This window comes from Burkholderiales bacterium (genome assembly GCA_035518095.1).
Taxonomy (GTDB): Bacteria; Pseudomonadota; Gammaproteobacteria; order Burkholderiales; family JAHFRG01; genus JAHFRG01.
The window spans coordinates 17,270-29,509 of the sequence record DATIXX010000032.1; the positions used below are offsets into that span (position 1 = coordinate 17,270).

13 protein-coding genes are annotated in these 12,240 nt (G+C 54.6%); all 13 read right to left on the reverse strand.

Going from position 1 to position 12,240, the window contains the following annotated elements; all coding sequences use genetic code 11:
• Positions 1-70 precede the first annotated feature (70 nt).
• Positions 71-1,480 (reverse strand): F0F1 ATP synthase subunit beta, encoded by a 1,410-nt coding sequence (atpD, locus tag VLV32_05795; GenBank protein ID HUL41398.1) that lies wholly within the window; start codon positions 1,478-1,480, stop codon positions 71-73.
• 226 nt (positions 1,481-1,706) lie between these two features.
• The gene (gene atpG / locus VLV32_05800) at positions 1,707-2,570 is read right to left on the reverse strand and encodes a F0F1 ATP synthase subunit gamma (protein ID HUL41399.1); all 864 of its coding nucleotides are present in this window, start codon (positions 2,568-2,570) and stop codon (positions 1,707-1,709) included.
• A 45-nt stretch (positions 2,571-2,615) separates the two neighbouring features.
• The gene (atpA, locus tag VLV32_05805) at positions 2,616-4,157 is read right to left on the reverse strand and encodes a F0F1 ATP synthase subunit alpha (protein HUL41400.1); all 1,542 of its coding nucleotides are present in this window, start codon (positions 4,155-4,157) and stop codon (positions 2,616-2,618) included.
• Positions 4,158-4,188: 31 nt separating this feature from the next.
• Positions 4,189-4,725, reverse strand: coding sequence for a F0F1 ATP synthase subunit delta (locus tag VLV32_05810; protein HUL41401.1), 537 nt, complete (start codon positions 4,723-4,725; stop codon positions 4,189-4,191).
• A gap of 8 nt (positions 4,726-4,733) precedes the next feature.
• Entirely contained in the window at positions 4,734-5,204 is a 471-nt protein-coding gene (locus VLV32_05815) for a F0F1 ATP synthase subunit B (protein ID HUL41402.1), read from the reverse strand.
• 56 nt (positions 5,205-5,260) lie between these two features.
• A complete protein-coding gene (gene atpE, locus VLV32_05820) occupies positions 5,261-5,563 on the reverse strand; it encodes a F0F1 ATP synthase subunit C (protein HUL41403.1) in 303 nt (100 codons plus the stop codon).
• A gap of 43 nt (positions 5,564-5,606) precedes the next feature.
• On the reverse strand, positions 5,607-6,389 hold the full coding sequence (gene atpB / locus VLV32_05825) for a F0F1 ATP synthase subunit A (protein HUL41404.1): 783 nt from the start codon (positions 6,387-6,389) through the stop codon (positions 5,607-5,609).
• A gap of 7 nt (positions 6,390-6,396) precedes the next feature.
• Positions 6,397-6,786, reverse strand: a complete 390-nt coding sequence (locus VLV32_05830; protein HUL41405.1) for an ATP synthase subunit I — start codon at positions 6,784-6,786, stop codon at positions 6,397-6,399.
• Between the two features lie 427 nt (positions 6,787-7,213).
• On the reverse strand, positions 7,214-8,059 hold the full coding sequence (locus tag VLV32_05835) for a ParB/RepB/Spo0J family partition protein (GenBank protein HUL41406.1): 846 nt from the start codon (positions 8,057-8,059) through the stop codon (positions 7,214-7,216).
• A 13-nt stretch (positions 8,060-8,072) separates the two neighbouring features.
• Positions 8,073-8,855, reverse strand: a complete 783-nt coding sequence (locus tag VLV32_05840) for a ParA family protein (GenBank protein HUL41407.1) — start codon at positions 8,853-8,855, stop codon at positions 8,073-8,075.
• An 11-nt stretch (positions 8,856-8,866) separates the two neighbouring features.
• Positions 8,867-9,487 (reverse strand): 16S rRNA (guanine(527)-N(7))-methyltransferase RsmG, encoded by a 621-nt coding sequence (rsmG, locus tag VLV32_05845; protein ID HUL41408.1) that lies wholly within the window; start codon positions 9,485-9,487, stop codon positions 8,867-8,869.
• The gene (mnmG, locus tag VLV32_05850) at positions 9,484-11,379 is read right to left on the reverse strand and encodes a tRNA uridine-5-carboxymethylaminomethyl(34) synthesis enzyme MnmG (protein HUL41409.1); all 1,896 of its coding nucleotides are present in this window, start codon (positions 11,377-11,379) and stop codon (positions 9,484-9,486) included. The genes rsmG and mnmG overlap by 4 nt, the downstream gene beginning before the upstream one ends.
• 101 nt (positions 11,380-11,480) lie before the next feature.
• Complete coding sequence (locus VLV32_05855; GenBank protein HUL41410.1) at positions 11,481-12,239, reverse strand: TSUP family transporter; 759 nt, start codon at positions 12,237-12,239, stop codon at positions 11,481-11,483.
• Between the last annotated feature and the right edge of the window lies 1 nt (position 12,240).

Below are 12,240 nucleotides of genomic sequence, written 5' to 3' on the forward strand. Positions count from 1 at the left end.
TCCAGGTGGGGAGCAAGCTAAGAGCGGCCAAAGCGAAACGCGGTTTTATGCTTGCATGACTGTCTTGACTTCACTGTAACGTCTTCGCTTTTTCCACGGCCTCTTCGATGGTTCCCACCATGTAAAATGCCTGCTCGGGCAGTTGGTCGTAATCGCCGGCAATGATGCCCTTGAAGCCTTTTATGGTGTCATTGAGTGTTACGAATTTACCTTTCTGACCGGTGAAAACCTCCGCCACGCTGAAGGGCTGCGACAAAAAACGCTGGATCTTGCGTGCACGCGCCACTACCAGCTTATCCTCGGGGGAGAGCTCGTCCATCCCGAGAATGGCGATGATATCGCGCAACTCTTTGTAGCGCTGCAGGGTCGCCTGCACCGAACGCGCCGTATTATAGTGCTCTTCGCCGATCACTTTGGGGTCCATTTGGCGCGATGTGGAGTCCAGCGGATCCACTGCGGGATAAATGCCGAGCGAGGCGATATCACGCGACAGCACCACAGTGGAATCGAGGTGCCCAAAAGTGGTGGCGGGAGACGGGTCAGTCAGGTCGTCGGCGGGCACATAAATCGCCTGAATCGAAGTGATCGAACCCACCTTGGTAGAAGTGATTCGCTCCTGCAAACGTCCCATTTCCTCAGCCAGCGTCGGCTGGTAGCCGACCGCGGACGGCATGCGGCCAAGCAGCGCGGATACTTCAACTCCCGCCAGTGTGAAGCGGTAAATATTATCGATGAACAGCAGCACGTCGCGACCCTCGTCGCGGAAAGATTCAGCGATGGTGAGACCAGTTAATCCGACACGCAGTCGATTGCCTGGCGGCTCGTTCATTTGGCCAAACACCATCGCCACCTTTGACTCGGGCAGATTATCGAGCTTGATCACCCCTGCCTCGATCATTTCGTGATAGAAGTCGTTGCCCTCGCGGGTTCGCTCGCCCACGCCGGCGAAAACAGAAAGACCCGAGCGCGCCTTTGCGATGTTATTGATGAGTTCCAACATATTTACCGTTTTACCGACGCCGGCGCCTCCGAACAATCCTACCTTACCACCCTTGGCGAAAGGGCACACTAGATCCATTACCTTGATTCCGGTTTCCAGCAACTCCTGACTTGCGGAGAGCTCCTCGAAGCTCGGTGCTTCCTCGTGAATCGGGCGTTTCTCATCGAATTTTATGGGACCGCCTTCGTCAATTGGCCGACCCAGCACGTCCATGATCCGCCCAAGCGTGCCGTGTCCGACCGGCACGGATATCGGCGCCCCGGTGTTTATCACCTTCATGCCGCGTCGCAGCCCTTCCGATGCGCCCAGTGCAATAGTGCGCACCACACCATCGCCCAGTTGCTGTTGCACTTCCAGCGTGAGATCAATTTTCAACTGGGGATCGAGCGTGAGCGCGTCATAGATCTCGGGCAAATCTTCGCGCGCGAATTCCACGTCGATCACCGCGCCAATGCACTGTACAATTTTGCCTTCACTCATGGTATTTATCCTATAAATACAAAATCAAGTTTGCCTTAAGCAAAGTTGCCGCAAAGCGAAGCAAGTCCTTTGTCACCCGCGCATTCAGCACTGCCCATTGCCGCTTCGGGCGAACTGATGTTCAAACTGCCACCGCGTCATACTGCCGCCGCGCCTGGACGATTTGGTCTCGCCGTAACGTACGCATCGCGCACATTAGTCTCGCCCGATCGTTTAGAGCGCCGCGTCATACTGCCGCCGCGCCGCCCACGATCTCAGACAACTCTTTAGTAATCGCTGCCTGGCGCGATTTGTTATAGACCAGCACGAGATCGTCGATCACCTTGCCCGCGTTGTCGGAAGCTGCCTTCATGGCTACCATGCGGGCCGACTGCTCGCATGCCATGTTTTCGCACACGGCCTGATATACCAGCATTTCGATGTAGCGCTTCAAAACTTCATCCAGCACATATTTCGCATCCGGCTCATAGATATAATCCCACCTGCCTTCCGGTGCGCCCAATCTCTCGCCCGAGAACGGCAGCAGTTGCTCCATTACCGGTTCCTGCTTCATGGTGTTAATGAAGCGGCTGTAGAAAATCATCAAGCGGCCGAATCGCTCCTGAGTATAGCCATCGAGCATTACTTTTACAGCGCCGACAAGCTTTTCCATATGCGGCTTGTCGCCAAGGCCCACAACCTGAGAAACAATATTCGCACCTAGGCGCAGCATGAAGCCAAGACCTTTGTTGCCGATGCTGCAGACCTCGAATTGCTGGCCTTGGGCTTCCCACTCCTTCAATTTCTGGAGGGTGAGCCTAAACAGATTAGTGTTGAGCCCTCCACACAAACCTTTATCTGTAGTGACAAGGATTATGCCCAGTTTCTTCGCAACGGGTCGCTCAACCAGAAATGGGTGACGGTATTCCGTACTGGCGTAAGATAGATGCGCTGCGATGTTGCGGATTTTTTCTCCATAAGGACGAGCTTGGCGCATGCGGTCCTGTGCTCGGCGCATTTTCGAGGCAGCGACCATTTCCATTGCCTTGGTGATCTTGCGTGTGTTCTGCACGCTCTTAATTTTATTCCTGATTTCCTTCGAACTTGCCATTTATAAGCTCTCTGCGCGTCGGTACGCGCTGCGGATTGTGATGGATCAGTACACCGCGTTCTTTTTGAAGTCCTGCATACCTTGATGCAGTTTTTCTTCATCTTCCTTAGATAGATCCTTGTTTGACTCGATGCGGTTGACCAAATCGCCGTACTTGACCTTGAAGTAATCGCGCATTGCGCGTTCTGCAGCGAGCGCCTTCTTCACATCAATATCGTCGAAATAACCATTGTTGACCGCAAACAGCGTCAGCGCCATCTCCGAAACTTGCAGCGGCTCATACTGCGGCTGTTTCATCAGTTCGGTTACCATGCGGCCGCGTTCCAGCTGCTTGCGCGTCGCCTCATCAAGATCGGAAGCAAATTGGGCAAATGCAGCCAGTTCTCGGTATTGCGCGAGCGATAGCCGCACTCCGCCGCCCAGCTTTTTAATCACCTTGGTCTGCGCCGCGCCGCCTACCCGCGACACCGATATACCGGCGTTGATCGCCGGACGAATGCCAGCATTGAACAGATCGGTTTCCAAAAAAATCTGGCCATCCGTGATCGAAATCACATTGGTCGGAACGAACGCCGTTACGTCGCCGGCCTGTGTTTCAATTATCGGCAGCGCCGTGAGTGATCCGGTCTTGCCCTTCACTTTTCCGTTGGTGCTGCGCTCAATGTACTCATCGTTCACTCGAGCAGCACGCTCCAACAGGCGCGAATGTAGATAGAATATGTCGCCAGGATATGCTTCGCGTCCCGGCGGACGACGTAGCAGTAGAGAAATCTGCCGATACGCCCAGGCCTGCTTGGTCAAGTCGTCATATATAATTAGTGCATCCTGGCCGTTGTCGCGAAAATACTCGCCCATGCTGCAGCCGGAATAGGGGGCGATATACTGCAACGCTGCGGACTCGGAAGCAGAAGCAGCGACTACGATGGTATAGGCCATGGCTCCAAACTGTTCGAGTTTTCGCACCACGTTGGCAATGCTGGAAGCCTTTTGTCCTATCGCGACATAAATGCAAATCAGGTTCTTGCCTTTCTGGTTGATGATGGTGTCCACCGCCACTGCAGTCTTGCCGGTCTGGCGGTCGCCGATGATGAGTTCGCGCTGGCCGCGGCCGATCGGTACCATGGAGTCAATCGCTTTCAAGCCGGTCTGCACCGGCTGCGATACCGATTTGCGCCACACCACGCCTGGCGCGATTTTCTCAATGGGTGCAGTTTGCTTCGCTTGAACCGGGCCTTTGCCGTCGATCGGCTGGCCGAGCGAATTCACCACGCGCCCGATCAGCGCTTCACCTATCGGGACTTCCAGAATGCGGCCGGTGCACTTTACGGTGTCGCCCTCGCTGATGTGCTCATACTCGCCCAGTACCACAGAACCTACTGAGTCGCGTTCCAGATTGAGCGCTAGGCCGAAGGTGTCTTTCGGAAATTCCAGCATCTCGCCCTGCATCGCATCGGAAAGGCCGTGTATGCGGCAGATGCCGTCGGTTACCGAAATCACGGTACCCTGCGTGCGTGATTCGGCGGTCACCGCGAGATTTTCTATTCTGTTTTTAATCAGTTCACTGATTTCCGTGGGATTAATTTGCATTTTTGCTCCTAAATTAGTCCGGGTCGCGAATTCAGACTGTTAACGCCCTGCGCATGGCGTCCAGTTTGCCGCGCAACGTGGTATCCAAGACGTGGTCGCCTACTGTAATTTTAATGCCGCCTATCAGCTCGGGTGCGACGTTAAGCTGAGTGACAATTTTGCGCTGGTACCTGTGCCGGAGCCGCTGTACTAATTCGTTCTCCTGTTCTTTGCTCAGCGGATACGCCGAATCAATCTTCACTTCGAGCACGCTTTCTTGCTCGGCCTTGAAAGCTTCAAACAATTCCCGGATTTCCGGCAGCAACACAAGACGGTCGTTGGACGCGAGCACCTGCACGAGATTTCTGCCCGGGCCATCGAGTCTTTCTCCGCAAATACCAAGCAGCAGGCTCGCGACCTGCGCAGCGCTGAAATTCGGGTCATTGACGTAGACGGCTACGCGCGCATCTTTCACCACAGTTTCCAAGAGCGCCAGCTTGGCTGACCACTGGGACAGGGTACGCGTCTCGTCGGCCAGCCTGAATATGGCTTCTGCGTATGGCCGGGCTATGGTGACGTTTTCCGCCATGCTATTCTCTAAAGTTCGCTCTCGATGCTCTTTAGCAGGTCGGCATGCACCTTGGCATCTACTTCGCGGCGCAGGATTTTCTCGGCACCCGCTACCGCCAACGCGGAGACCTGGCCGCGTAATGCTTCCTTGGCGCGGCTGACTTCTTGGGTAATTTCCGCTTTGGCGCCCGCGATAATTCGGTCGCCTTCACTCTTGGCGGCTTGCTTGGCGTCCTCGATGATTTGTAGAGCTCGTTTCTCCGCCTGGGCGATGATATCTGAGACTTGCTGCTTGCCTTCGCGCAGAATTTCCACGGAACGATTGGTTGCTAGCTCCAACTCGTGCTTGCCGCGTTCCCCTGCCGCGAGACCATCCGCGATGCGCTTGCTGCGCTCCGCCATCATGCGAGTCAATGGACCCCAAAGAAACCGGTGAATAAACCAAACCAAAACCGCAAAGGTCATCATTTGACCGACAAGCGTAGCCGTCACGTTCACGTCTAAACTCCTTCTTTAGGTCTGTGCAGCGCTTTTCGCTGGAACCCTGATCACAATTAGCCGGCGCCCGCTTTGACTGCGTTCAACGCGGCCCCGAGAAACGGATTGGCAAAAGTAAAATACATGGCGAAAGCCAGCACAATAAACGGGAATGATTCCATCAGGCCGGCAGTGATGAACATATTAATGCGAAGCACCGGCAGCATCTCCGGCTGCCGGGCGATGCCCTCAATGTATTTCGAGCAAATGAGGCCCCAACCCAAAGCGGAACCCAATCCTGCAGCAGCGAGAATGATACCTACTCCTACTGCTGTATAGGCGTAAACCATGCCGACCAAATTAATCATGCCTGCTTCCATGCTGTCTCTCCCAAAAAATTACTAAATGAAATTTCCTGCGCTCTCAGTGTTCGTCGTCCAGACTTTGATGCGCCAGCGCTAAATACATGATGGTTAAGATCATGAATATAAAAGCCTGGAGAGTGATAATCAAAATATGGAAGATTGCCCAGGCCGTACCGGGCAGCCAGATTATCCACCAAGGAAGCAGTGCAATCAGCAGAAACACCAGTTCGCCCGCGAACATGTTACCGAATAACCGCAAACCAAGGCTGAGGGGCTTGGCAAGTTCTTCAACGACACCCATGACGAAATTGATCGGAATCAGCCATTTCCCAAATGGATGAAACAGAAAACCCTTGAGATAGCCCCAGGCACCTTTGGTTTTGACGTTGTAAAACACGACGAGGATAAACACGCATAGCGCCATTCCAAGGGTAGTGTAAGGATCAGCAGTTGGCACCACTCTGAGGTAATGTAGTCCTAGATATTGGGCTGCCTTGGGTAACAGGTCTACCGGGATCAAGTCCATACAATTCATGAGAAAAATCCAAAGAAACACGGTTAGGGCGAGCGGACCGATAAGCGGATTATATCCAGGAAACGCTGACTTGATCTGGCTGTCCACGAATTCCAGAATGGCCTCCAATAAATTCTGCGCTCCACGGGGATTTTCGAGATTCAGGTTGCGTCCGACGCGCCAGCTCAAAAATACCAGAAGTCCGCCCAGCAACCAGCCGAAAAACAGAGTGTCGACGTTAAATGTCCAGAATCCATGCCCGATCTGCAGGTAGGTCAAATGATGTTGTATGTATTCAACTGGATTGGGTTTCACCGCTTCGCTCACATTAATATCAAAGCGGACGCCGCACACTTCCCAGATTAATCGCGAAACCCAGTTGCGCCACAACAAACGCGACAATTAAAGGAATAGGCGCAAGTTTGAACCAACCCATTCCCGCGGCCAACAGCGCCAGCGTTACAATAAACTTGGGGAGAACGCCGGCGTATAGCCCTAATTGACTCGCGGTGTCGCCCTGCCTGACGATTTCCGGGGTGCGAGAAATCCGCCGTCCCAGTAACCATGTGCCAATCAACGCCACTCCACCGCCATAGATTGCCGCCCCGGCTTGTGGGCCTCCCAGCAGTGCAAACATTAGCGCTGCGCTAATCAAGGTCAGTACAATTTGGGTAACCAGAACCCTACGGACACTTTTATTGAGAAGTTCAGCAGCGTGAGTCATTATGATTTATGCAGAGGACCGGGGGGATTTTCCAGACAACTGCTGCACCGCGAAAAGTGGAGAGTTTAACTGCCACTGCTTCAAGTCGTCAAGCGCAAACATTATCGTAGAACCAGTCATTTAACACCGGTGCCGGAGGCTCGTATCAAACCGTTATTAGCGTCCTTATCGATTTTTAGTACCTCTTCTGCAGGCGTTCTCGCGATTCATTTTTCTGCGCCACCGCTTGCCCGCTTTGCGTAAAACGCTTTGCTGGCAGTTTCTCCCGATTGTTGAGCTTTTGGCCGGAAAACCTTTTTTGCGTTCCGGATCGGTAATTTCTGTGGACCCGGGACACAATCTCAAATTAAAGTGGTGCCGCCACTCACAAGGCAGGAATACCTCATGTCACTACGCGCCACCCGTTAGTTGCACCCATCTGCAGAATTCAGTGCTTACGCAATTTACTGATTAGACTGTCGAGCTCGTCGAGGCTCGAATAATCAATAATCAGTTTGCCTGCGCCGCGCTTCCCCGGGCTAATGCGTACAGTGGTGCCCAATTTTTCCGACAGCTCCTCCTGCAGTCTGATGAGGTCACGGTCCGGTTTTACCGCCTTTTTGTGGACGGGCTTTTCCCGCTCTTTAGCAAGTCTTTCGGTTTGCCGCACTGAAAGTCCTTCTTGCGCAATCCGATTCGCCAGCTGGATTTGCTTTGCCGCGTTCATACCCAAAAGCGCCCGCGCGTGCCCCATGTCAATCTTGCCTTCCAACAACAGCTGCTGCACCGGTGCGGCAAGATTAATCAGGCGCAACAGGTTGGTTACTGCCGTGCGCGAACGGCCTACGGCTTCAGCCGCGCTCTGGTGAGTCATCTTGAATTCGCTAATTAAAAGCTGGATGCCGTTGGCTTCTTCCAAAGGATTCAGGTCTTCGCGCTGAATGTTTTCAATCAACGCCATCGCTAATGCAGATTCATTAGGGACCTGTCTCACCAGCGCTGGGACGTGCGTTAGTCCGGCCATTTGCGCGGCGCGCCAGCGACGCTCGCCTGCGATCATTTCGTAATGGCCCGTCGCGAGGGGCCGCACCAGTATCGGTTGCATCACCCCTTGCGCCTTGATGGACTGCGCGAGCTCCGCCAGCGATTCAGGGTCCATGCGCGTGCGCGGCTGGTATTTGCCAGTCTGAATTTGTTCGATGGCCAGCGTCACCAGCCGCTCCGCGGCCTCCTGCGCATCATCGTCCCGCGCGAGGAGCGCGTCCAGACCGCGTCCCAGACCCTTTATTTTCACCCGTATTTCCCTGTCATGCCGCAGCGGGCTCTACGCCAGCGCGGTTCAAGATTTCACCAGCCAACGCGACATACGCTTGCGCGCCCTTGGAAGTGCTATCGTAGCTGATTGCGGGGACGCCATGGCTCGGGGCTTCGGCAAGCCGGATATTACGCGGAATAATAGTGTCGTAAACTTTATCGCCGAAGTGCTGCTTGAGCTGCTCTGAAACCTGCTGCGCAAGCACGTTTCGCGCGTCAAACATCGTGCGCAGCAAGCCTTCGATTTGCAGAACAGGATTAAGGTTGGTGCGCACTTTCTTGATCGTTGATACCAGATCGCTTAAACCCTCCAGCGCATAATATTCACATTGCATGGGAATCATCACCGCATGCGCCGCGCAGAGTGCGTTTAACGTCAGCAGATTAAGTGCCGGAGGGCAATCAATGAGAATGAAGCCATAATTATCCTGGACGTCGCGCAACGCCTGTTTTAACCGGGTTTCACGGTTTGGCAAATCCACCAGTTCGACCTCCGCGCCGGCAAGATCGCGGTTTGCTGGAATCAAATCGAACCCGCCGCTCTCGGAAGTCCGCCGTACCTCGCCTATAGCAGCGCTTCCCAGCAACACCTGATATACCGTCCGCTGCAGCTCGCGCTTGTCTATGCCGCAACCCATCGTGGCATTGGCCTGTGGGTCCATATCGATAAGCAACACTTTATGTCCCGTCGCCGCAAGGCTGGCTGCCAGGTTTACGCTGGTGGTGGTTTTTCCCACCCCGCCTTTTTGATTTGTGACCGCGAGAATTTTAACCATGATTGCGACGTCTAATTTTTGACAACCACCAAGTGGCGCTGCACCTTGTGACCCGGGATTTTCAGCGCTATAACACTTTCTAAAACGTGTCCGTCTGGCAATTGCTCGATTTCTTCGTGCGGGTAAACACCTTTCATTGCTGCGAATCTCCCGCCTTCATCCAGCAAATGCTTTGATAAAGCCACGAACTCGGCGAGATCTGAGAACGCGCGGGAAATTATCAGATCAAATCTTTGCGTCGGAAACCACGTTTCCACACGTTCACAGCACACCGTAACATTAGCGAGTTTTAAGTCCATCGCTACCTGTTTCAAAAATGCGGCTTTCTTGTGGCTGCTATCCAGTAGGGTCAAATTCCAATCGTTCCTCGCGATTGCGATCGGTATTCCCGGTAGCCCGGCCCCGCTGCCTACATCCAGAATCTGCCGCCCTTGGATGTGCGGCACCACCGCCAAGCAGTCAAGCAGGTGATGGCTGATCATCTTTTGCGGCTCGCGCAACGCGGTGAGGTTATACACCTTGTTCCATTTCTGAAGTAACGCAAGATAATCAAGCAAGCTGCGCAACTGTTGGGGCGAAATCTTGAGCCTCAAGGCGCTTATGCCTTGTTGCAGCTCACTCGCCAGGTTCATGCTGTCTTTTTACGCTTGCCGGGAAAGCCGCGCCTCAAATGAACCAGCAATAACGAAATCGCGGCAGGAGTCACGCCAGATACGCGCATCGCCTGGCCCAGCGTTTCCGGCCGGTGCTGATTAAGCTTTTGCCGAACCTCGACCGAAAGCCCACGAACGTCTTCATAATCCAGATCCAAAGGCAGGCGCGTCGTTTCATAATCTTCGTGACGCGAAACTTCTTCGAGCTGGCGCTCGATGTAACCCTGGTATTTCGTCTGAATTTCCACCTGCGCCGCGACTATTTCGTCATCGACCGCGGGACCGGCCGCCGGAATGGTCATAAGCGAAGCGTAGGTCACCTGGGGCCGGCGTAACAAATCTGCCAGTGAATATTCGCGTTCGATGGCGTTGCCTAAAACGCGTTCCGCATCTCTTCGCGCAAGTAGCTTGGGATTAATCCACGTCGTTTTCAGCCGCTCCAGTTCACAGGCTACCGCCTCGCGCTTGCTTTCGAAATGTTTCCAGCGGGCATCGTCCACGACGCCAAGGCGTCTGCCGATTTCGGTGAGTCGCATATCCGCGTTGTCTTCGCGCAACTGCAGGCGATACTCGGCGCGGCTCGTGAACATTCGGTAAGGCTCGCTCACGCCGCGGGTAATGAGATCGTCTACCAGCACGCCGAGGTACGCTTCGTTGCGCCGCGGGCACCAGGGTTCCTTACCTTGCACCCTTAGCCCCGCGTTGATTCCGGCGAGCAGCCCCTGCGCCGCGGCCTCTTCGTATCCGGTGGTACCGTTGATCTGCCCAGCGAAGAATAGGTTACGCAATGCTTTAGTCTCCAGCGAGCTTTTGAGTCCGCGCGGATCGAAATAGTCGTATTCAATGGCGTAGCCCGGGCGCGTGATAAATGCGTTTTCCAGGCCCTTGATTGACTGCACCATTGCAAGCTGTACGTCGAACGGCAGACTGGTAGAGATGCCGTTGGGGTAAATTTCGTTCACCGTTAATCCTTCGGGCTCCAGAAAGATCTGATGCGATTGTTTTTCTGCAAAGCGATGAATCTTATCCTCAATTGACGGGCAATAACGCGGTCCAATGCCCTGGATAACTCCGGTAAACATCGGCGAGCGATCCAATCCGCCGCGAATGATGTCATGCGTGCGCAGATTGGTATGCGTGATCCAACAGGACAATTGTCTCGGGTGCATTGACTGTTTGCCCATAAACGAAAAGACCGGCACAGGTTCATCGCCCGGCTGTACTTCCATCGCCGAGAAATCCACCGTGCGGCTGTCTATGCGCGGCGGAGTGCCGGTTTTGAGCCTGCCAACCGGAAGTTTGAGTTCCCGCAGCCGCGCTGCGAGGCTGATGGCCGGCGGATCACCGGCGCGCCCCCCTTGATAGTTGGATAATCCGACATGAATTAACCCGGACAGAAATGTACCGGTCGTCAGCACCACGGCGCGCGCGCCGAAACGCATGCCAAGCTGCGCCACCACCCCGGTCACTCGGTCTCCGTCCAGCGTTAGATCATCTACCGCCTGCTGGAACAGCCAAAGGTTAGGCTGGTTTTCCAGCCGGCGACGGATCGCCTGCTTGTACAGCACGCGGTCTGCCTGGGCACGTGTGGCGCGCACTGCAGGCCCTTTGCTCACGTTGAGGATTCTAAACTGGATTCCCGCTTCGTCGGCAGCCAGCGCCATGGCGCCACCTAACGCATCGATTTCCTTGACCAAATGTCCCTTGCCGATACCGCCGATGGACGGATTGCAGGACATCTGTCCGAGGGTTTCGATGCTGTGGGTCAGCAACAGAGTTTTTTGCCCCATGCGCGCGCTGGCCAATGCGGCTTCAGTTCCGGCGTGACCACCGCCCACGACGATCACGTCAAATTGCCTTGGAAAGTGCATGCGATTGCTATGGTTTAGAGAGGCGTCATGATACGCCAAATTGGCTTTCGTGACAGCCGCTCCGAGGTTGTGCTACTAAATGTTTCGAGCGGCATAATTGCTTATCTCAGAAAAGTATCATATGCGAATTTTGCAACTAGCGCGATCACCACCAGGAGAAAGATTTTGCGCACAAATCCGCTCCCATGACGAAGTGCAAGCCGTGTCCCCAGCAGGGCACCGGTCATATTGAATGCCGCCATCAGCAATCCAAGCCGCCAAACCACGTTGCCGTTGGGGCCGAAATAGAGGAGCGCAGCGAAGTTGGTCGCCACATTCACAACCTTCGCTGCCGCAGAAGCGCGTAAAAAATCGAACCCGAAATAGCGCACAAACAAAAATACCAGAAAACTGCCTGTGCCCGGACCGAAGAACCCATCGTAGAAACCGATGCCCGCGCCCAGACCAATGGAGAGAAATCTCTCCTTGGCGCCCGTATGCAGCGGTGCGTGGACAGAACCCAAGTCCTTTCTAAAAAAGGTATACGCGGCAACAGCGACAAGAAGCGGCACCACCAGCACGCGCATGAGGGAGGCAGGAATCAAACCGACTGCCAGCGCACCCAGGTATGAAAAAATGAAAGCGGTAACCGCCGCGGGAAGAACAGTATTCCAGCGTATGCGCACAGTGTGGCCATAACGCAACGCAGCGCTGCCCGTGCCAAAAATCGACGAGACCTTGTTGGTGCCGAATACCGTAGCAGGAGCCAGCGTCGGCATTGCGCTGAATAGCGCCGGGATTTGTACCAAACCACCGCCGCCGACCACGGCATCAAGCAGACCGGCGACCAGGGCTGCAGCGCAAAGGAAGACGAGGTCCAAC